Source organism: Roseofilum sp. SBFL (assembly GCF_017746885.1).
In the GTDB taxonomy this organism is placed as follows: Bacteria; Cyanobacteriota; Cyanobacteriia; order Cyanobacteriales; family Desertifilaceae; genus Roseofilum.
In genome coordinates this window covers 1-20,012 of the sequence record NZ_JAGHZH010000108.1, presented here as the reverse complement: position 1 = coordinate 20,012, position 20,012 = coordinate 1, and the positions used below count along the sequence as shown (strand labels likewise).

20 protein-coding genes are annotated in these 20,012 nt (G+C 45.6%); 8 read left to right on the top strand and 12 right to left on the bottom strand.

Annotated elements, in window-relative coordinates:
• The first annotated feature begins 46 nt into the window (after positions 1 to 46).
• Positions 47 to 922, top strand: coding sequence for a tetratricopeptide repeat protein (locus tag J7545_RS12045; protein WP_318698171.1), 876 nt, complete (start codon positions 47 to 49; stop codon positions 920 to 922).
• 115 nt (positions 923 to 1,037) lie between these two features.
• Here J7545_RS12045 and J7545_RS12040 read toward each other — a convergent pair whose 3' ends face one another.
• Positions 1,038 to 2,246 (bottom strand): glycoside hydrolase family 10 protein, encoded by a 1,209-nt coding sequence (locus J7545_RS12040; RefSeq protein WP_318698172.1) that lies wholly within the window; start codon positions 2,244 to 2,246, stop codon positions 1,038 to 1,040.
• Positions 2,247 to 2,281: 35 nt separating this feature from the next.
• A complete protein-coding gene (locus J7545_RS12035) occupies positions 2,282 to 2,680 on the bottom strand; it encodes a response regulator (protein WP_271940715.1) in 399 nt (132 codons plus the stop codon).
• Positions 2,681 to 3,114: 434 nt separating this feature from the next.
• Here J7545_RS12035 and J7545_RS12030 point away from each other — a divergent pair, with 434 nt between their 5' ends.
• Positions 3,115 to 5,670, top strand: coding sequence for a DNA topoisomerase (ATP-hydrolyzing) (locus J7545_RS12030; protein WP_318698173.1), 2,556 nt, complete (start codon positions 3,115 to 3,117; stop codon positions 5,668 to 5,670).
• Between the two features lie 5 nt (positions 5,671 to 5,675).
• Here the strand turns inward: J7545_RS12030 and J7545_RS12025 are convergent, their stop codons facing one another.
• Together J7545_RS12025 and J7545_RS12020 are read right to left on the bottom strand one after the other, a co-directional pair.
• Entirely contained in the window at positions 5,676 to 6,476 is an 801-nt protein-coding gene (locus J7545_RS12025; protein ID WP_318698174.1) for an ATP-grasp domain-containing protein, read from the bottom strand.
• 48 nt (positions 6,477 to 6,524) lie between these two features.
• A complete protein-coding gene (locus J7545_RS12020; protein ID WP_318698175.1) occupies positions 6,525 to 7,217 on the bottom strand; it encodes an ankyrin repeat domain-containing protein in 693 nt (230 codons plus the stop codon).
• Positions 7,218 to 7,817: 600 nt separating this feature from the next.
• On the opposite strand from J7545_RS12020, the gene J7545_RS12015 reads away from it, so the two are divergent.
• Positions 7,818 to 9,083 carry an ABC transporter ATP-binding protein gene (locus J7545_RS12015; RefSeq protein WP_318698176.1) on the top strand — a complete coding sequence of 422 codons (1,266 nt, stop codon included), beginning with the start codon at positions 7,818 to 7,820 and terminating at the stop codon, positions 9,081 to 9,083.
• 88 nt (positions 9,084 to 9,171) lie between these two features.
• Positions 9,172 to 9,333 (top strand): chlorophyll a/b-binding protein, encoded by a 162-nt coding sequence (locus J7545_RS12010; protein WP_318698177.1) that lies wholly within the window; start codon positions 9,172 to 9,174, stop codon positions 9,331 to 9,333.
• Between the two features lie 162 nt (positions 9,334 to 9,495).
• On the opposite strand, the gene rpoD is transcribed toward J7545_RS12010, so the two are convergent.
• The 3 genes from rpoD to hisH form a co-directional block, all read right to left on the bottom strand.
• A complete protein-coding gene (gene rpoD / locus J7545_RS12005) occupies positions 9,496 to 10,617 on the bottom strand; it encodes an RNA polymerase sigma factor RpoD (protein ID WP_271940737.1) in 1,122 nt (373 codons plus the stop codon).
• Between the two features lie 578 nt (positions 10,618 to 11,195).
• The gene (locus tag J7545_RS12000) at positions 11,196 to 11,450 is read right to left on the bottom strand and encodes a hypothetical protein (protein WP_318698178.1); all 255 of its coding nucleotides are present in this window, start codon (positions 11,448 to 11,450) and stop codon (positions 11,196 to 11,198) included.
• Between the two features lie 164 nt (positions 11,451 to 11,614).
• Positions 11,615 to 12,256, bottom strand: a complete 642-nt coding sequence (gene hisH / locus J7545_RS11995; protein WP_318698179.1) for an imidazole glycerol phosphate synthase subunit HisH — start codon at positions 12,254 to 12,256, stop codon at positions 11,615 to 11,617.
• Between the two features lie 192 nt (positions 12,257 to 12,448).
• Between hisH and J7545_RS11990 the strand changes: the two genes are divergently transcribed.
• Positions 12,449 to 12,850 (top strand): gamma-glutamylcyclotransferase, encoded by a 402-nt coding sequence (locus tag J7545_RS11990; protein ID WP_318698180.1) that lies wholly within the window; start codon positions 12,449 to 12,451, stop codon positions 12,848 to 12,850.
• Here the strand turns inward: J7545_RS11990 and J7545_RS11985 are convergent.
• From J7545_RS11985 to J7545_RS11965, 5 genes are all read right to left on the bottom strand, one after another.
• Positions 12,847 to 13,428, bottom strand: a complete 582-nt coding sequence (locus J7545_RS11985; protein ID WP_318698181.1) for a hypothetical protein — start codon at positions 13,426 to 13,428, stop codon at positions 12,847 to 12,849. The two genes, J7545_RS11990 and J7545_RS11985, sit on opposite strands and share 4 nt — an antisense overlap.
• 151 nt (positions 13,429 to 13,579) lie before the next feature.
• Positions 13,580 to 14,236, bottom strand: coding sequence for a sigma-70 family RNA polymerase sigma factor (locus J7545_RS11980; RefSeq protein ID WP_318698182.1), 657 nt, complete (start codon positions 14,234 to 14,236; stop codon positions 13,580 to 13,582).
• 122 nt (positions 14,237 to 14,358) lie between these two features.
• Positions 14,359 to 14,901: a late competence development ComFB family protein gene (locus J7545_RS11975; RefSeq protein ID WP_318698183.1), complete on the bottom strand. Its 543-nt coding sequence runs from the start codon at positions 14,899 to 14,901 to the stop codon at positions 14,359 to 14,361.
• A gap of 143 nt (positions 14,902 to 15,044) precedes the next feature.
• The gene (locus J7545_RS11970) at positions 15,045 to 15,902 is read right to left on the bottom strand and encodes a M23 family metallopeptidase (protein ID WP_318698184.1); all 858 of its coding nucleotides are present in this window, start codon (positions 15,900 to 15,902) and stop codon (positions 15,045 to 15,047) included.
• Positions 15,903 to 15,946: 44 nt separating this feature from the next.
• Entirely contained in the window at positions 15,947 to 16,159 is a 213-nt protein-coding gene (locus tag J7545_RS11965; RefSeq protein ID WP_318698185.1) for an Hfq-related RNA-binding protein, read from the bottom strand.
• 195 nt (positions 16,160 to 16,354) lie between these two features.
• Here J7545_RS11965 and dapF point away from each other — a divergent pair, with 195 nt between their 5' ends.
• Genes dapF through J7545_RS11950 form a run of 3 tightly spaced genes read left to right on the top strand, consistent with a single transcriptional unit; the run spans position 16,355 to position 19,621 of the window.
• A complete protein-coding gene (gene dapF, locus J7545_RS11960; RefSeq protein ID WP_318698186.1) occupies positions 16,355 to 17,191 on the top strand; it encodes a diaminopimelate epimerase in 837 nt (278 codons plus the stop codon).
• A gap of 12 nt (positions 17,192 to 17,203) precedes the next feature.
• Entirely contained in the window at positions 17,204 to 18,361 is a 1,158-nt protein-coding gene (locus tag J7545_RS11955; protein WP_318698187.1) for a hypothetical protein, read from the top strand.
• A gap of 57 nt (positions 18,362 to 18,418) precedes the next feature.
• On the top strand, positions 18,419 to 19,621 hold the full coding sequence (locus tag J7545_RS11950; protein ID WP_318698188.1) for a pentapeptide repeat-containing protein: 1,203 nt from the start codon (positions 18,419 to 18,421) through the stop codon (positions 19,619 to 19,621).
• The last annotated feature ends 391 nt before the right edge of the window (positions 19,622 to 20,012 follow it).

Genomic DNA, 20,012 nt, shown 5'->3' with positions numbered 1-20,012 from the left:
AATTGTAAAGAGTGGTCTGTGAGTTATGTTGTCTGAGGCTTGTGTTGTGCCAAAACCTATTTATTATGCTTTGTTGGTGTGCTTGTGGAGTGGGTGGGGTGGTCTCCAACCAGCCTGGGGTCAGGCGATCGTTCCCCATACTTTACAGTTAGAGCGGGAAGAGTTGGAGGAAGAGGGGATTAAGTTGGCTCGACAAGCGGAACAACTGGCCAAATTCCAACAATATGAACCTGCCCTTCCTCGCGCTCAGTTGGCAGTTCAGCTTTTACCGGATGATATCCGGGCTTGGTTTTTGCTCGGTCGTTTGTATGTGCAAACGGATGATGTGGAGCGGGGAATTGAGACTTTGGAGAAGGCCCGATCGCTCGAACCGAAGAATGAGTTAGTTTTGTTTACGTTAGGTTCGGCCCATTTCCAAAATGAGGACTACCAAAGGGCGGCCGATTATCTGCAGGAAGGGTTAAGGATTAAGCCAGATCAACTGGCTGCCCTCTTTGATTTGGGGAATGCTTACTATAAGCTCAATCGCTGGAGTGATGCGATCGCCCAATATGAAAAGGCGGTTCGCCAAGATGAGGAGTTTTGGGAAGGGATTAACAATATTGGCTTGATTGAGTATGAACAGGGTGAGGTCGATGGGGCGATCGCCTCTTGGCGTAAAGCAGTGAGCATTGAACCGAATGCGGCTGAACCCCAGTTGGCTTTGGCCGTTGCTTTGTATATGAAAGGCGATCGCGAACAAGGTCTGAGAATGGGAGCAGCAGCCCTTGAACTTGACCCAGCCTATGCGGATCTGGAGTTTCTGGAAGCTCATCTTTGGGGCGATCGTCTCTTAGCCGATACGAAAACCTTTTTGGAAACTCCGAGAATACAGGAAACCCTTGCACAACTATCTGAGGCAGAATTTCAGCATCAACATTAACAGAGCAAGGAACTCGTTCACTTAGGACAGCTTAATTGTGGTTTTAGGGAACGGGGAAGGGGGAACAGAAAACAGAACATGTTTTAACTTTCCCTTTCCTTGCTATAACAAGTATTCATGATTGCCAGCAGTGCAAAATGCTGGGACGCGCAGCCGGCTGGGGAAAGATGCTTTTCCAGTCGGTTTGTCGATTTTGGGGAGACTCCTGACTCAAATTCCAGAGCGTTTCATAGAAAAAGAAAGAGACCCCAGCAAATTTTCCGTTTCTGACTTCAGCTACCTGTTCTTGAACTTGGCTCATGGGAACTGAGCGATTTTTCAGCCCCGTTAACACCCCAATTCCTACGGGAATATGAGCTAAGGCAACTTGTACTTCTGGTCGCTTCAGCTCGGCTTGAAATCGTTCTAGGTCATCTCGATAGATTTGAATCAATAATTCTTCGACAAACCCTTGTCTCTCCCAGCTAAACCAATCTTGAAGATAGCGACTATAGGCAAAATGCTGGGGATTGGGAGATAGGGAAACAATGGCATCGGGGCGTTTACTTTTGAGAGCCGCAAAAATCCGTTCCATTACTGTGGTGATGCGATCGGCCCTCCAGCGTATCCAGGCTTCATCTTCTGGATTCTCTGGCGGCAGTTGGCCGTTATGCTCCGATTGATAAACTTGCCGAGTATAGGCATCATAGCCCAACTCTACGGGCAAACCAAAATGATCGTCTAACTGAATCCCATCAATATCGTAGTGGGTCACCAATTCAGTCACTAAATCTACCATCAACTGCTGGACTTGGGGATGAACGGGATTTAACCATACCCGTGGATGAATTCCTTGCATCACCACTTGGGAACCATCTGCACGGTTGGTAATCCAATCCGGGTGACGCTTGACTAACTCAGATTCGGCTGGAGCCATAAAGCCAAATTCCAACCACGGTAGCACACTCATGCCCCGTTGATGGCTCTGCTCGATAACTTCCGCCAGCATATCCCTCTTCTGTAAGCCGGGGATCTTGAGGACCGAACGGCCGGTTACCTCCTTTCCTACTACACTCGGATAGAGGGTATACCCATCATTCCAAACCGTCGGATAAATCGTATTAAAATGGAGCCGATCGAGTTGTTCTAGAGCATCCGTGAGGCGATCGCTCGAAAACAGAACCTCACTATCGACATTAGTTAACCACACCCCACGCAATTCTGTTGCGGGTACAGGGGGGGTCTGCCCAGTCACTGGAAACACGCCCCAAAAGCAGACTAAAGTCCAACCGACTAGCCAACTCAGGATGATTTTAGTCTTTCTTTGATCGAGCCAAGAGAACACTTAAACTCCCTCCCAAAGCCATGAATACCAGGGTCTCAATCCTCGGGCAGTAAGGATTTAATTTTATCCACAAACTCCTGATGATCGATCACGGGTTTGGAGATATAGGCATCTGCTCCACTTTGCTGGAGGAAGTTCTCGCGATCGCCCTGCATCGCATGGGCTGTCACGAGAATAATCGGAATTGCTGATGTATTCGTGTCTGCTTTAATCATTTGGGTAATCTTAATACCATCCACTGATTTACCCTGATACACACTATTGGATAAGGACACATCCATCAGAATAATATCTGCTGCTTTTTGGCTGACAATCTCCATCACCTCATCGACATTTTCGGTATGCTTAACATTTAGTCCACCACGTTTGGTGAGGATTTTAGAGAAAACCCGTGCATTAATGGGATCGTCTTCTACGATTAGAACAGTTTTCATAATAGGTTCTCTTAGTTTTCAACTCCAGGATAGATAAAGGCTCAGATTCCCAGTTGCCATATGCTTGGCTAAATACTACTGTCTAGATACACCTATATGAGTGTATGAGACAAGCCCTACTCTTGCATAGATAGAGAGGAATGAGGAATAGATTGAGCGACCCATCTCCCCCTAATTGCTGTGTTCTACTTTTACCGAGCTGATGCCAATGATGCTCACCTGCACTATCTCATGTAGATTCATTCTGCCTCACATCCGTTACTTTTGGTATTTAGGTTTTCTCTCTTATTTTACAAGAGAAAGACGACAAACCCGAATTGATGGGGCGATCGCTTGCCATTTTTTGCCCATCTACCCTCCGTCAGGTGTACCCTAGAAACCTACAGTTATAGAGCATTCTTACCCCTGAGTTCACCCTTACCTTCATTCAACCCATGGCTAAACAACTGCGACTTTTCCAGAGCGAACAAATTATTCCGACTGCCTTACATACTGAGATGGAGAGGTCTTATCTTGAATATGCCATGAGTGTCATTGTTGGCCGTGCCCTCCCAGATGTCCGAGATGGCTTAAAACCAGTTCATCGGCGTATTTTATACGCCATGCATGAATTGGGATTAACCCCGGATCGCCCCTATCGTAAATGCGCGCGGGTGGTGGGAGATGTATTGGGTAAATATCATCCCCATGGAGATCAGGCGGTCTATGATGCTCTGGTGCGGATGGTACAAGATTTTTCCTGTCGCTATCCGTTATTGGCAGGTCATGGGAATTTTGGCTCGGTGGATAACGATCCGCCCGCAGCTATGCGCTATACGGAAACGCGCCTCTCTCCGATTAGTCATGAGAGTCTATTAGCGGAAATTAGCGAGTCTACGGTAGATTTTATTCCTAATTTCGATAACTCTCAAGCGGAACCGGTAGTGCTACCGGCGCAATTGCCGATTTTACTGCTCAATGGCTGTTCGGGGATTGCGGTAGGGATGGCGACGAATATTCCTCCCCATAATTTGGGGGAAATAGTTGATGGGTTAATTGCTTTAATTGATAATCCAGAACTGTCGGATGAGAAGTTAATGCAGAAAATCCCTGCACCGGATTTTCCCACGGGTGGGGTAATTGTGGATCGAGAGGGAATTGAGAGTGCTTATCGGATGGGAAAAGGTAGTATTCCCATGCGGGGGGTGGCAACGATTGAGAAAATTCAACCGGGGAAACGCAAGCGTATCCGCGATTGTATTATCGTGACGGAGTTGCCTTATCAGGTGAATAAGGCGGGATGGATTGAGAAAGTGGCCGATCTGGTCAATCATGGGAAGTTAGAGGGCATTTCGGATATTCGCGATGAGAGCGATCGCACCGGAATGCGAGTAGTATTGGAGTTGAAAACGGATGCTCAACCCAGTAAAGTCTTAGCTCATCTCTATCATCAAACCCCTTTACAAACTAATTTTGGGGCGATTTTCTTGGCTCTGGTGGATGGAACTCCCCAGCAGTTGAGTTTGCGTGAAGTGCTGCAAGAATTCCTGAGTTTTCGGGAACAAACTTTAACTCGGCAATATACCCATGAGTTGGAACAAACGCGCAAACGCTGCCATATTCTGGAAGGATTGTTATTAGCTTTAACGAATTTAGATCGGGCGATCGCTATTCTCAGAAATGCAGCCGATGGTACAACGGCTAAAGCTCAACTTCAAGAACAGTTAGACCTACAACCGGCTCAAGCCGATGCTTTGTTAGCGATGCCGATGCGTCGGTTGACGGGGTTAGAGCAGCAAAACTTACAAACTCAGTTCGACCAACTGACTCAACGAATTCAAGAATTGGAGCAGTTGCTCAATCAGCGATCAGAATTGCTGAAGTCGTTGAAAAAAGAACTAAGGAGCCTTAAGCGTCGCTATGATAATCCCCGACGCACGCGCATTCAAATCGCTAAGGAAACTGCCTCTGAACCTAAGCAGCGGGGGAGTTCGAGAAGTCAGTCCGAGGAATCTGGAGGATCGTCTAGGCGATCGAAAAGTGCCCAGAAGGCTAAATCTTCTGCTATCGAGCAACAGGCGATCGAGGAGTTATCGTTATCTCTGGAAACCAGTTATCTAGAGATTAGCTATGGGGGATATATTCGTCGAGTCCCTGAGCTGAGTCCAGATGGGGGTGAGGGGATGAGTTCGATGTTAAGTTCCTATCAAGCAAGAGCGGATGCCGATTTATTGCTGTTAACGGTTGACGGCAAAGGCTATGGGGTGAAGGTGGGTCAGGTTCCGACTAGTAGTAAGTCTCAAGGTATTCCCCTCAATAGTTTAGTGCCCCATAGTGGCACGGGACAACCACCGGATGTGGTGGCTCAGTTTGTGTTAACGGAGTATGGGGACGATCTCGATTTAGTATTAGTAACGGAGGAGGGACGGATTAAACGTTTGCCTTTGGCGGAGTTTGCCAATCTACGAGCTAGTGGGTTAACGGCGCTGAAGTTGAAGGAGGGCGATCGCCTCAACTATGCATATTTATCAGATCCGGGGTCACAATTATTGTTGGCAACATCGGGGGGGCGGATCTTGCGCCTAGATATGAATTCGGAACAAGTCCCTGTTTTAGGGCGCACGGCTCAGGGTTACCAAGCCCTAAGATTGCGAAAACAGGAGAAATTGGTGGGTTGTGTGGTAGCGCATCCCCAGGATCAAATCCTGTTGGTTTCCGAGATGGGATTCGGGAAACGGGTTCGAGTGGAGGTCATTCGCCAAGGAAATCGTGGGGATATTGGCACTCAGGCTCTACAATTTAGTCAGCGTAGCGACCGCATGGTAGGCATGGTATTAGCACCTTCGGGTGGAAAAGTACAAGTTGTCAGTAGCAGTCAACGGTTTTGGCGCTTAGAGGTAGATAAGGTGCAAGAGATGGGTAAGGATGGAACCGGCGATCGGCTGTTGAAACTTCAGTCCCAGGAAAGGCTCAAGACAATTGACCTCTTACAATACGTTTTACAAGACTAACAAAGTCAGTAACTGGGAGGGAAGATTGCCGCGATAATAGCCGCTAATCTCTGAGGTGTCCATCCGACGAAATCGGAGACTTGCCCATCACCTATTTGTACCACGCGATCGCGTCCATCTCTGTGTTGAACGACATCAATAGTGAAGAAGAGACTATTAATGCGATCGGCAACTTGATGAACAATTTTGGGGATACGATGTTCGGGTTCATGAGCATAAGGTATGCCTTGAACCACAAAATATCGAGTTTCTGAATCAGGTACAAACTCTTCAACTTCTCGCACGCAGAATCCGCCTTCGATCCCTTGTCTAAACTTAATCATATTCGCAATAAGCTGCGGTACATCATCGGTAGACTCGAGTAAAGACCCTGATGCTATCTTGAGCGATTTCACATAATCTTTAATAAAGTAAGATAGCCAATTTAAGGTATTGAGTTCAGTTTTCAAATCAACATCAGCAGGAAAAACAACAGTTTTTGGGGTGAATTCTGAAATCAGAGGATACCAATTCGGCAGATGGTGACACTGAAGATAGGTTTTAGGATCGGTTAACATTATTGCTCTATGAGTAGAGATCCCATGATACAGAGTGGTATACTCATCATTAGTCATCATCCATCCATGATAAAGAATAGTTTCGTTTTCAGAGATTGCAGGAAAGACGTTATACTTTCCTTGATGAAGGGATTCTAGAGGAACGAAGGAAATTTGGTATCCCATCTCCTTGAATACTGCTATGCTATCGATAAAAGCACGGTCAGGTTTCTTGGGGTTAATCGCATCACTGGGAAATAAAAATCGCATGATATAAGGATTTGTCAGTAGCAGTTAACGGTTTGCAATTATGTTATATCAAGTCTGCCAAATCTTGATATTATTGAATTTTTCGGCTTTCATTAGAGCAGTTTCATTAGAATAATCTCTAATAGTTGGATCTGCACCAGCTTCTAACAATAGATCAAGGATTTCCAAGTATCCATTTTTTGCCGCATACATTAAAGGAGTTCCACCTGTATCTTCTTCAGCTAAATTAGGATTTGCACCGGCCTTTAGTAGACTTTTTACTATATCAACACGACCTTCTTGAACTGTTAAAATCAAAGCGGTACAACCATTCTTACTCCATACCCCCTTCTGCCGATATGCATCTACACTAACTTTTTTGTCTATCAGAGCTTGAAGAACTTTTAATTCTCCATGTACTGTAGACATAAATAAAGATGACTCTTTTAAGCCTTGATTGGTCAAGTTAAATAAATATTCAAAAATCTCCCAATATTCTTCTTGAGCCGAATAAAGTAATGCACAAAACCCCATTATATCAATTTGATTAGGATCAGCTCCTGCATCGACTAAAAGCTTAACCAGTTCAAAGTTTCCCTGTCCTGATGCTTCCATAAGAAGTGTTGTGCCATTTTCATCTTGTATGTGAATCATGCTATTATTGAGAGATACCAGCCTGTATATTTCTTGGATACTTTCATCTCTAGCTAGATTGATAATCTCATACAGAGAGTATTCACTTTGATGCCTTTCCTTATTCATTTAGCTATAAAATTCATATTCTCTACATTCATTTATCTTGACGATCTTGATAGATTTCCTGTTTAATATTCTGAAAAAGTTGAATGATTCTCTCTCTTAATTCGTAAGCATATTCTGTAAATTATTACTTCAATTCTTGTTCTAATTTTTGGGATAAAATTAGTGATATTGATGGATATTCACCAATTTTATTCATGTTTCATTGAGTTCTTCTTCCGTTTCTTCAAAAATAATAATGACTCGCACTTGTTTCGGTAAAGTTTCTTGAATTGGGGCATCTAAGGATAATTGACCCGATCGATTGTTCCCGTAGTTGTAATTGCTTTCATTTTAAACTTTTAAACGCTTTAGGAGTTTTATTCTTCCTTATTTTATCATCATCTATGTAAAGGGGTAATCAAATGTCACCTAAACGCCTTGACATATAGCCCTTCGCGCGGTATTTGGTAATAGGTGATCGGTAATCGGAAAACGATTTTTCAGGCTATGACCATGTTTAAATCTTTTCATGGACATGCCCTCAAAAGAACAATTTAGGTTATCGTACCTCATAGCAGCGTGAAGCGCTGTATCAAGGAAATTATCGAAGTTTGAAGTTCTGTGGCAAAGGTAGTTTTAGAGAGTCTTTATAAGAGTTTTGTGGCTTCTGCTGGCGAAGTTCAGCAGCAGTTAGTGGCTGAACTTGACGGGAGTGAAAGCTCTCGTAAACCGAAAGCGCCGGTTTTGCGGAATATTAATTTGACGGTTGAGGATGGGGAGTTTTTGGTTTTAGTGGGGCCATCTGGATGTGGTAAGAGTACCCTATTGCGGATTATTTCGGGTTTGGAGAGTTTGACGGGGGGACAGGTTTGGATTGGCGATCGCCAAGTCAATACCTTACCCCCGAAAGCTCGTAATACCGCCATGGTGTTTCAAAATTATGCCCTTTATCCCCACATGACCGTTTATGAGAACATCGCCTTTGGCTTGAGGCGGGGGAATTCAGGACAATCAATGGAACAATGGATGAAACGAGGGGGAGTCGCCCTAACGCGATCGCTTCCTCCCGGTTTGCGCTATATGTCCCTAGAGGAGCGTCAGATTAAAGCGCAGGTGCAACAAGTCGCCCGGTTATTGGAAATTGAGACTCTATTGGAGCGCCTACCTAAACAGTTATCTGGGGGACAGAAGCAAAGAGTAGCTCTGGGACGGGCGATCGCCAGAAATCCCCAAGTTTTCCTCATGGATGAACCCTTATCTAATTTAGATGCTCAGTTACGGACACAAACGCGATCGCAGATTGTGGAATTACAGCGACAGGTGGGAGTAACAACGATTTATGTAACTCACGATCAAGTAGAAGCAATGACGATGGGCGATCGCATCGCAGTCATGAATCAAGGAGAACTGCAACAGGTCGCTCAACCCTTAGAACTCTATCATCGTCCCGCCAATCAGTTTGTCGCCCAATTTATTGGTTCTCCACCCATGAATTTTATACCCGTCAAGCTGTCTGCACCCCTTCTATTACAGCATCCTCAATTTCGCTTTACCTTACCAGAAAGGTGGCAATACCCCTTACAGAAATTAGGGGAGTCTTCCCTAATTTTAGGCATTCGCCCAGAACACCTTCAGGAAAGCGCTCCTGCACCTAAAAATTTACCGATTCAGGTGAAAGCAGTGGAGCAACTCGGTCATGAAACCTTACTTTCGGGAAGTCTCGCAGAAGAAACTAAAATTCTTAATCTGAGATTATCTCAACCGCGCTCCATCAAGATCGGGGAAACCCTCTGGTTTTCTATGATTCCTGAACAAATTCACCTATTTTCTGTCCAGACGGGATTAGCCATTTTCCCCATTGAGGATCAAAACCATAAGAAGTTCTGAATCCTCATCAAAAGTACAGCCAACTCTTTCTCATTTTGTTAATATTTATTTACACCAACAATTTGAGCGTCAATGAGGACTTCAATCTATGGAAAATCGCGAAACTTTACCCAACCGTAATGCTTGGAAGGTCGGCTTCACCCCCCAAGCAGAAATCTGGAATGGCCGTTTAGCCATGCTTGGCTTTGTAGTTGCCCTAGGAATTCAATTGGTTTCTAGTGATGGAGTGCTGGGGATTTTGGGGTTATAGCTCTACACGCTAAGGAATAGGGAATAAGCAATAGATTTATAGATTATAGATGCTAGGTTCGATCGCTTGAGGTTCACCCTAACCCCCTTAGCAGTCGCTATATAACAAAAAGACGGCAGGTTAAGACTTGCCGTCTTTCAGAGTGAATAGCGAGGCTAGGAGCTAGCCGATATATTCCCGTAAAATACTATTGCGGTTGGGATGACGCAATTTACGCAAGGCTTTCGCCTCAATTTGCCGTATCCGCTCCCGTGTCACATTAAAGATTTGTCCAATTTCCTCAAGGGTTTTCATGCGTCCATCATCTAAGCCATAGCGCAGACGCAAGACATCCCGTTCGCGAGGACTAAGGGTTCCAAGGACTCCTTCTAAGTCTTCACGCAGTAAACTCTTAGAAACTTCGTCTTCTGGAGTTTCCCCATCCGATTCAATAAAGTCCCCTAAACGAGAATCTTCTTCTTTACCAATAGGAGTTTCTAGAGAGATGGGCAGTTGTGCAGATTTGGCAATGAACCGCAGTTTTTCGATGGTCATTTCCATCCGTTCTGCGATTTCTTCCTCGGTGGGTTTGCGCCCCATTTCTTGGGAGAGGAGTTTAGTCGTCTTTTTAATCCGAGAAATGGTTTCGTAGAGGTGAACCGGAAGACGAATTGTACGAGATTGATCGGCGATCGCCCGCGTAATTGCTTGACGAATCCACCAAGTGGCATAAGTCGAGAACTTATATCCTTTCTCATGGTCGAATTTTTCGGCAGCCCGGATTAAGCCTAAGCTCCCTTCCTGAATCAAATCTTGGAAGGATAAGCCCCGATTCATATATTTTTTGGCGATCGAAACCACCAGACGCAAGTTGGACTGTACCATCTTGTCTTTAGCTCGTCTTCCCAGATGCAAACGATAGCGAAACTGGGGCAAAGGCATTCCCACCGATTCCGCCCATTCTGCATCGCTGGGTTCTCGTTCTAGCCCATCTTCTAAATCGTCTCTCAGACGCTCTAATTCTAATAAATCAGCAATTTTACGGGCTAGTTCAATTTCTTCATCAGCCCTTAACAATCGAATCCGACCAATTTCTTGTAAATACAGACGAATAGAGTCTTCTGTATAATGCTTTTTCTTGACTTGGGTCTTTCGACGTATCGAGCGAACTTTGCCAGACTTACCGTCTTCCTCATCCGGAGTAGTATCTAGATAATCTTCTAGTTCATCCTCCTCTATTGCATACAGTTCCTCTTCTAGTTCGGGGGGTTCGAGGGTTGGGAGTAGGTTTTTAGCCTGGGTCATGCCGCGTTCCTCATGCTCCTTATAAATATCTTAAGAAATGAAATTGAGAAATTGTGTTGGTGAGTTTTTGTTCACCCTTATCTACCAACAAACCTTTCAAGTTTAACAATACTTGAGGGATCTGTGGGTCAGATTAGGGAAAATTAGATCGTTTTCTCTAGTTAAATGAGTATGGGGGGGTAGCACCCCATATTCACTTAGAGGAGGTTCCTTAGTCCTCCTCTAGAGAGGTTCCCCTGATGATCCGACACCAGCGAACTGGGAGAGTAAGACCCTTCCAACTAGAGGTTGGATCGGCGATCTTAGGACTGGATTTTAACCAGAGCGTGACATCAAGGGGAGGAAAAATTAGGGTTGGCTTTGCCATACTACAAAAACACGAAAATGTAGTGGTTTTTGTAAGTGAACTCTACTAGAGTAGAAGATCAGACTCAACTACCAATTGGATTGCCCTAAGGGTCTCAATTGCAGTCTATTTTCTGTTAAGTTAACTCACTTTGCCTGAAATGGGAGGGGCAATTAGGTTAAGTTAATTGACAAAATTAACGTTTTAGCGGCAAGCTTTATTCTCTTGGGTTCTAGGATGGGGGTAGGGTATTGGGGAAGTCATCTTTTTTCAGGGGACTGGGTAAATCCAAAGAGAGTCCATCAATGAGAACAGCTTTCACAATGGGGTCTCGTAAGCTTACCCACAAACTGCAATGCTTTTCTGTAATACTAATCACTACACGAGTTTCATTGTAAGTGAGTTTACAGCCAAACTGATAGAGTTGGGCCCGGAATTGAGGGCTGAGGGTATATAACCGACAAAACATTTCCTGTTTGTAGTTCATTCCCTCTTGAATCTGGTCATTTAACCAGAATTTAAAGGTAAAAAGTGTATTTTCCTTAACGACCAGAGGTAACACAATAGTTTGGCTGTAAAATCAACAGACTAGATGTGATACTTCAAGACTAAAATACATGAGTGTACTCTTAATCTTGAAGATTGGTGAGATTAAACGCAAATTGGGCTTTGAGACCGGACATGTTCGACAAAGTTAGAGAGAATTTGTAGTCCAGCGCGGTCGGATTTTTCAGGGTGAAATTGAACAGCCATGAGGTTGTTTTTGGCGATCGCCGCTGTTACACATTGAGTTCCATGGGTCACCGTTGCTCCGCAGACCGCTTTATCTTGGGGATCGACATAGTAGGAGTGGACAAAATACATCCAAGAAGTGGTTGATAAATGCGTCCATAAGGGAATATCCGGTTGGGTAAAGTGCAAGTGATTCCATCCCATGTGGGGAATGGTTATTCCCGGCTCCCAGTGAAAACGACGGACTGCTCCAGGGAGAATACCTAGACCGGGTTGCTGTCCTTCTTCGCTGTAGTCAAACAGGATTTGTAATCCTAAGCAAATACCAAGAAAAGGTTTCCCACTGGAGATCGCCTCTTTAATCGGATCTTCTAAGTACCGCGATCGAATATGCTCCACGGCTGGATCAAAGGCCCCTACCCCCGGTAACACCACAGCGTCTGCTTGGTGTATTTCTGTAGCTCGGTCGGTTACTTTGGGGGTTGCACCGGCTTTCTCCAGTCCCTTACAAACCGAGTGCAAATTACCCATATCGTAATCGATGACGGCGATAACTGACATGGTATTTTATCCTTACTGAATGGGCAAATATGCCCTTATTGTAGGTTATTCTTGATGTAAATTAATGTAACAATTTCCGAGCATTTGCATAAGAATGGCTGATTTCAACTGAGAACCCAATAGAGAACCTCGTTCACCTGTGGTTAAATATGCTGTATTAGAAAGGGGTTTATTAATACTTAGCTCAAGCCAATGTTCAAAGTTTTTGTTTATGGGACGCTCAAGCCCGGTGAAGTGAATTACCAGCGCTATTGCGAAGGGCGTATCGTCAAAGAAGAAGAGGCGATCGCCTGGGGGCGTTTATTTTTGCTACCCATGGGTTATCCAGGCCTGACTGTAGGAACGAAGCGGATTGAGGGATATGTACTCCATTTTCAGGATTCACACCTGCTCGATCAGCTCGATCAATTAGAGGGCTATCACCCCGACTCACCCTTAGAGGACAACCAATATCTACGCCAGTTGATGCCTGTCTTTCGACCAACTGGTGAACCTCTGGGTGATGCTTTGGTCTATGTGATGAGTGTAGAGAAGATTGAGGGATACGGGGGCACTGAGTTACTCAACGGCTCTTGGTCTCCCGTATCTGATTAGCGGTCATTCTGGAGCATTTGATGAAGATCGCCCGTTGCATTAGGCATTCCCAAAGGATTGTTATCCGATTTAGGGATATTAATCAGGGGCTGATCCAGGGCGATACGCATCAGAGCTGGCGAGGTCGGGGTTTCCGCTATTTGGGGGAACAGTTGGTCAGAATTCGCAAAGGTTGTAGATAGGACTGCCACTGCAGCAGCGGCGATCGCCCCTGTTCCCCATAAGAGGGCGGTGCGTTTGGGTCGTCGATCTAAGCGGCCCATCACTTGAGTAACCATATCCTCCACGGGTTGCTCTTGGGGAGGAGTGGGCAACATTTCAAAGCCTTGACGAAGTTTAAGCAGGCGTTGATAGAGACATTGAACCGTAGGGTCATTGTCTAGCCATTCTTCCACCTGTTTGCTTTCCGAAGCACTGACTTCGCCATCAAGATAGGCACTGAGCAGTTCAAAGCGATCGCGTTTTAACATATCAGGTACACCCATATGTGAATTGGGGTTGGTGTCATTCCAGGAAGTCAGATGGGATAAATATCCCTCCTTCTGGGAATGGGGTTGACAATCAAAGTGAGGAGTCATAGGGGGTCACCTACCAAGTTGATAAACTCAAGATCACACTTAGTTACTAACCCAAGATAGTGTACACCTAATGATCCTAAAAGGGGTATTTAAGTTTCCAATTAATCTTAAGATTTCTCAACACGAAGTCTGAACAGGTCAGTTTTTCTTCTTAGCTATTGAGATACTTCTGAAGTTGGACTTGTAAGCGTTGACGCGCCCTAGCAATCCGAGATTTTACCGTTCCTAGAGACACACCCGTAATGTCGGCAATTTCTTCATAGGCCATCCCTTCGATTTCCCGCAGGATAATCGTTGTGCGGAACGTTTCTGGCAAATCGGCGATCGCCTGTTGCAATTGTTCGTAAAACTCGGTTGTGGTTAGACTCTCTTCTGGGCCTGGATCGCCAGCCGGAAGTTCCCAACTGATCTCCTCATCATCAAACCGGCGTGGGGCATCTAAAGAAATTGGAGGTCTTACCCGTTTACGCTTGCGGAGTTCATCATAAAACAAATTTGTCGTAATCCGACTTAACCATCCGCGAAACTTAGCCGGATCGTTCAGACGCTTCACATTACGATAGACCCGAATCCAGACTTCCTGACCTAGATCTGCCCGGTCTTGCCAATCTGGAGCCAAGTGATAGAGCATCCGATTGACATGGGATTGATATCGCCTAACCAATTCAGCAAATGCCAATTTATCAGGGCGAAGACCGGCCTGACAGCGCACAATAAGATCGGTGTTTGAGAGTTTTTCGGGCTGCACAGGTGCTTGAGGAACTCCTGCCCCAACCGTTGACCAGGATAAAGAAACAGATTGACTCATGGACAGAATTAGTGCTTAAACACTCCAGTCTAGACATGACGTGGGGTTTTGCTCTAAGTTCCCGTTCAATCTCTCCCTAGTGTACCTGAAACAGGGCATTATCCCTAGGATTAAAGCACAGATCATTCCAGAGGTTGAGGCTTTTTCTCGTAAGTCTGTGCATAATTTTGTAACAAATGGCTAACCTGAGAAAGAACGTTATCCGTTTTACCCAGGGCTTGCCGTTCGGGTTCTTGAGGTTTTTCTTGGTTCTTAGAAATGGCCGCACCAACCTGTTGCTTAATTAAAGCCATCAGCTCTTGTTTGGCTCGATCTCGTTGATAGCGGGCCCCTTCTTCGGTCGTGGCATATAGGGGAGGTAGGCGGTTGAGAGCATAGGCCGCCACATCTCCCAAATCTAGTTTAATTCCGTCTTTTTCTTCGATCGCCGCTACACAACTCATGGACTCGGTTAGCACTAATTCTTCCATCACATTAATGAATTGCTTCCGGGGAACCGCCACGACTTCACCGGTCAATAAACACCCCATTAACCGGTCTAAAGCCATGTATTCCTCAATAGATAGCTCTGAGGCATTATCACAAATATTCCCCACCTCAGCTTCCATGGCTGGGGTTAAATAGCCATCCTTGAGGGCCTGTTCCACAATCTCTTGGATACTCATAAGGCTGAATCTACTCCACAGTTTCCTTGCTCACCATTAACGATACACTTTTCATCCATCTTCCCCCAGTTTGCCCCAAGAATTTCTACGATCCGGATCACTTTGATCTTGTGAAATATTCTAACCTCTGAAGATTAATAGATTTATTCAATGCCTTCATAGCGCCAAGGCACAGGATCGACAGCCACACCATTTACATAGAGTCCCCAGTGTAGGTGAGGACCAGTTGAAGCGCCGGTAGACCCTACTGTACCAATGACTTGACCCGCTTCCACCCTTTGTCCTTCCTGCACATTAATAGTGTGGAGATGGATAAAAATGCTCAAGATTCCCTGGCCATGATCGAGTCCAATGGTGTTTCCATGGATTTCAAACCCATCGACTTCTCTACCCACGAGGGAAATGATTCCCGCAGCAGGGGCAATGACCGGAGAACCGGTAGCTGCGGCATAATCAACACCCCGATGGTAGTAATTGTCAGCAAATTCACCGTTATAGTAGCGTTGAACGCCAAAGACGGTGGAAACATACCCTGAACTGGGGCGCAAAAAGGGGCCGTTCCAGAATTTTTGGGGAGTAACCAGGCTCTTGAATGCATCTACGCTGTCAAATTCGTGGTCAGTTCCTTCAAGAGCCGCATCGCTTTCGGATAACCAAATGCTTTGGGTGGGAAAGGTGCGATTGCCCATTCCTACTCTAACGGTTTCGGTTTTTCCATCTCCTTGAACCTGAATCGACCAGGTCCCGGGATTATCTAAGGGACTCGATGGAATCAAGGCCCGAAATCGATTGGGACTTAAGGGAAATACGGGGTAAGTTGTATTTCCCATCTGTACGGTGGGGGAGTCTGGAGTGGTGACCTGAATTTGTACAGAGATGGTATCTCCAAGCTGGGCAGATTGGGGATTAACCCGAACTTGTAAAGCTTGGAGGGGCTGGCTTAGGGCGGCCCAAGAGATTAGGGTAAGCAGGGTGGATTGATATCGGGTGAAGATGTTCATCGAGCGATCGGGGGTTTAGAGAACTCAAGTGTAAGGATAAGGACTTAGGGTTTAGGTTTTATAAAAACAATCGCTTGTCGCCAGACGATAGTGGATTGTTCATAGTGATCCATCAAGCAGATACAGTTGACATCTTGCCAAACAATCTTGCCTACAATTAGATCGTCGGTGACTAATTTGAGTTCAACTTCATTTTTTTCTTGGATGAAGTTCTGGATGTTGCGAACACTGGGTAAACTCGTATCAAACTCGGACATAGTTAGAGGGCCAATGATGGTTTAATGTGGGAATTAGAGACTCCCGAACAAAGTTTAACAAGGGATGTCTGAAAATGGGAGTGGGGCGGGACTGGGGAGATGGGGAAACCCGGAGAGGGATTGACTCATTGCGTATTGCCTATTGTCTGTTCTCTATTACCAATTACCATGATGAAAATTGAGTAGGGTAAGGTTATGGAACTCGAATTTACGAAGTATCAGGGATTGGGGAATGATTTTATTTTGCTGGATAATCGGGGAACTCAGGAGCCTTTGATTACGCCGGAGCAGGCGGTTGAATTGTGCGATCGCCATTTTGGCATTGGAGCTGATGGGGTGATTTTTGCGCTTCCTGGACAGGAGGGGACGGATTACACCATGCGGATTTTTAATTCCGATGGTTCGGAACCCCAGATGTGTGGCAATGGTATTCGCTGTTTTGCCCAGTTTGTCGCCCAGCTAGATGGGTCTGGAAAGGAAGAATATCAGATTTCGACTTTAGCCGGGGTAATGGTTCCTAAACTGGGGTCACAGGGTCAGATAACGGTGGATATGGGCATTCCTCGCTTAGGAGGGGCAGAGATTCCGACCACCTTGGGATCGGAAAGCGATCCGGTTGTAGATCGGGCATTGGAAGTGGCGGGACAATCCTGGTTAGTGACTTGTGTGAGTATGGGAAATCCCCATTGCGTGATGTTTGTAGAGGATGTGGAGAAAATTGCCTTAGAGAAAATTGGCCCCCAATTTGAACATCATCCAGTTTTCCCAGAACGGATTAATACGGAATTTGTACAGGTTCTAGCGCCCAACCGGGTGAAAATGCGGGTTTGGGAGCGAGGTGCTGGGATCACCTTAGCTTGTGGAACAGGGGCTTGTGCAACGGTGGTTGCTGGAGTACTCTCTAAGAAGTGCGATCGCCGCACGACCGTAGAATTGCCAGGTGGCGATCTGGACATTGAGTGGGCTGTAAACGATAGACTATACATGACCGGGCCGGCTCAATCGGTGTTTACTGGCCAAGTTGTAATCTAAAGAGGACAATTCATGGGTGGGGGAATTTATCTGATTCAGGATGAGGATCATTTAGTAGAGATGATGGAACAATCCTATGATTCAGAAGAGCGCCTGCAAGAGTTAATTGAAAAATATCCTAATCTTTTAGCAGGCGATCAGATCGATCGAGCAACCCCTAGATGGTGGTTAGGCATTACTCGTGAAATAACCTCCACCCTAGACGAGGAAGATGATAATAGCTGGTCTTTAGATCACCTATTTGTGGATCAAGATGGTATTCCTACTTTGGTTGCCATTCAGAAAGAGGATAGCAAGCGATCGCGCCGGGAAATGATGGGCAAAATGTTAGAGTATGCTGCCCAACTGCCTTTACACTGGCCCGTAGAATCGGTCATTGCCCAATTTGAACTCAATTGTCGCGAGCAAGGGCGAGATCCAGAACAGGTGTTTGAATCCTTCTTAGGAACTGATGTGGATGAAGAAAAATTCTGGCAGAAAGTCAAAACCCATCTACAAGCGGGCAAAGTCAGATTGATTTTTGTCTCGGACGAGGTTTCTCCAGAGTTTCGGGTGATGATTGAGTTTCTTAATCCCCAAATGGACCCCTTGGAAATTTTAGCCTTAGAAGTTAAGCAATATGTGAGTGAAACGGGGTTAAAAACCTTGGTTCCCCGCGTGATTGGCAAAACAGCGGAATCCCAGCAGAAAAAGGCCAGTACGGTGCTAGAGCGCAGGCGTTGGGATCAAACGTCATTTTTCTATGAATATGGGGCCCGACAGAGCCAGGAAGAGGCGCAAATTGTACGCCGGTTGTATGATTGGGTAATCCAAGATAAGCCCCTGCGAATTAAATGGGGCATGGGAGATACCTATGGTGGATTTTCGGTTTGGGTGGCTCCATCCAATGCCCCCAATGCTCAGATGAGTGAGTTTTTTAGTATTAGTATTGATGGGGTGCTTCAGGTTTCGTCTAGAAGCTATGCTATCCTACCTCCTTTTGATAAAAAGAAGGAATGGAACTATTTAAGAAATCAGTTTAGTTCAATTGGGTTATCCCTCCCGGTCGATCCTGTAGAACCCAGGTTAACCAGTTTTGTCTTATCTAGTTTACAAGATGAGTCTGCCTTAAATCGGGTGATCGATGTATTGGAGGCAGTGCTGAGTAAGGTGATGGGGAATAGGGAATAGCAAATTGAGGAGCAAAGCGTGAGACAATGACAGGTTGAATGAGTAAGAGCAAGCTTTATGTCCCAACCCTTGACTGAGAATCGATATCCAGAAGTTCTATCTATAGAGTGGTCTGTTGTGTCCCTTTCTGAGTCTACGGGAGAGGGACAAGAGTATGATTTGTATTTGAGTATAGCCTGCGGCGATCGATGGGAACCTCTGGGAAATGGCCAACTGCAATTTGGCTTGAAGGGGGGTGAATTAGCGCTGAGGTTGAAAGAAGGGATTTGGTGTTCAGAAGCGGAGCAGGAACCAGATTTGAGCGGTATTGGAGCGCAGGCGATCGCCTCTGGAACCCCGGAAAATCCCACCTGGACGTTAACTCCAGTCAAATCAGGGCAGATATTGGCAGGTTCGATCTCTCGATGTAAGTGGGGGCGCATTCAAGCCACGTCTAGTCAAGGAGCGTTGGAAGCAAGGTTTTCTCTGAAGGCTACGGAGATTCAAATTATGGGGGCAGAAGGGTTATGGCTCCATCAAGTAACTCCGAATCAAGTGGCGATCGCCGAGCAAAAACTAGCCCTCATGCTGCTACAATCACAACTGCAACCCTACATCAGTCGTACCCTCTGGCAATCTCAAGGGAAAGTGGAGATGCCATCGAGCCATCAACCTAAACCTAGCTTTGACGGAGCAACTGCCTTAGCTCTCATTACCCAAATTACCACCGCCAACACCGACCACTTCCAAGAACTTGCGGAAATTGCTGGCTTAAACCTCGCTCAAGACTTAGCTGGAGCCAAACTCTTAGGTACAAACTTAAACGGTTTAGACTTGAGCGAAGCCAACCTTTGCCGCGTCTATCTGCGCGGAGCAGAACTCTGTGATGTCGATTTGAGTAGCGCCAATCTTCAACATGCCAACTTTGGTGGAGCCGACTTAAGCGGCGCTTATCTTAGTGATGCTTATTTAGAAAGGGCAAACTTCCACCGCGCTAGTTTAGCTCTTGCCAACCTCAGTGGAGCTAACTTAAGCGGCGCTGACTTTACTGAAGCGAATCTCAGTAATGCTAACCTCAGCGATACCCAGTTAACAGGTGCCAACTTTACTGGAGCTGACTTAACCGGTGCAGGTATTGTGCTATCCGATCTGACTAATATTATCCTCGATCGAGCCAAGGTTCACGATACCCGATTCAAGGATAATCCAGGATTAACACAAGCGATGCATGATTCCCTGTTGCAAAGAGGAGCTATTTTTGAACACGACGAGACAGAATAGGGAAAAGAGCAAATTTCAAGGGTAAAAAACGTTGACCCATTACCAGAGTAAAGCGCTATAAGTATTAATTGCTAAATGCGAGAAGCTCTTTTAACTGGTTGTTTAAATCTGGGGATGCGATTAAGGAATTATAGACTTCACCCTCATAGGCTTGCCAAACATAATGAGGGCTAAATGGTCGAAAAAGAGGAAATGTTCCTAGATCCGGATTAAGTTCTTTGGCTACAACTAATCCGGGAATAGATAAGTTATACCAAATCCGGATAGTATGGGAAAGAGAAAGTCACACTGGCCACCAATGAAATTGAGTCAGATGACGAACTGGCTCGTGCATAGAATTAGCCAAGGTCAAACACCGCTCAACTAAGAGGTCTTCCATCACCTCAATGGT

Excerpts from the sequence above, each read along its gene's own strand:
- J7545_RS12010 (WP_318698177.1), top strand. The coding sequence starts at position 9,172 with ATGGAAAATCGCGAAACTTTACCCAACCGTAATGCTTGGAAGGTCGGC.
- J7545_RS11980 (WP_318698182.1), bottom strand. The coding sequence starts at position 14,236 with ATGAGTCAATCTGTTTCTTTATCCTGGTCAACGGTTGGGGCAGGAGTT.
- J7545_RS11985 (WP_318698181.1), bottom strand. The coding sequence starts at position 13,428 with ATGACTCCTCACTTTGATTGTCAACCCCATTCCCAGAAGGAGGGATAT.
- J7545_RS12000 (WP_318698178.1), bottom strand. The coding sequence starts at position 11,450 with ATGAACTACAAACAGGAAATGTTTTGTCGGTTATATACCCTCAGCCCT.
- hisH (WP_318698179.1), bottom strand. The coding sequence starts at position 12,256 with ATGTCAGTTATCGCCGTCATCGATTACGATATGGGTAATTTGCACTCG.
- J7545_RS12030 (WP_318698173.1), top strand. The coding sequence starts at position 3,115 with ATGGCTAAACAACTGCGACTTTTCCAGAGCGAACAAATTATTCCGACT.
- J7545_RS11970 (WP_318698184.1), bottom strand. The coding sequence starts at position 15,902 with ATGAACATCTTCACCCGATATCAATCCACCCTGCTTACCCTAATCTCT.
- J7545_RS12025 (WP_318698174.1), bottom strand. The coding sequence starts at position 6,476 with ATGCGATTTTTATTTCCCAGTGATGCGATTAACCCCAAGAAACCTGAC.
- dapF (WP_318698186.1), top strand. The coding sequence starts at position 16,355 with ATGGAACTCGAATTTACGAAGTATCAGGGATTGGGGAATGATTTTATT.
- J7545_RS11975 (WP_318698183.1), bottom strand. The coding sequence starts at position 14,901 with ATGAGTATCCAAGAGATTGTGGAACAGGCCCTCAAGGATGGCTATTTA.
- J7545_RS11990 (WP_318698180.1), top strand. The coding sequence starts at position 12,449 with ATGTTCAAAGTTTTTGTTTATGGGACGCTCAAGCCCGGTGAAGTGAAT.
- J7545_RS11950 (WP_318698188.1), top strand. The coding sequence starts at position 18,419 with ATGTCCCAACCCTTGACTGAGAATCGATATCCAGAAGTTCTATCTATA.
- rpoD (WP_271940737.1), bottom strand. The coding sequence starts at position 10,617 with ATGACCCAGGCTAAAAACCTACTCCCAACCCTCGAACCCCCCGAACTA.
- J7545_RS12020 (WP_318698175.1), bottom strand. The coding sequence starts at position 7,217 with ATGAATAAGGAAAGGCATCAAAGTGAATACTCTCTGTATGAGATTATC.
- J7545_RS11965 (WP_318698185.1), bottom strand. The coding sequence starts at position 16,159 with ATGTCCGAGTTTGATACGAGTTTACCCAGTGTTCGCAACATCCAGAAC.
- J7545_RS12035 (WP_271940715.1), bottom strand. The coding sequence starts at position 2,680 with ATGAAAACTGTTCTAATCGTAGAAGACGATCCCATTAATGCACGGGTT.
- J7545_RS11955 (WP_318698187.1), top strand. The coding sequence starts at position 17,204 with ATGGGTGGGGGAATTTATCTGATTCAGGATGAGGATCATTTAGTAGAG.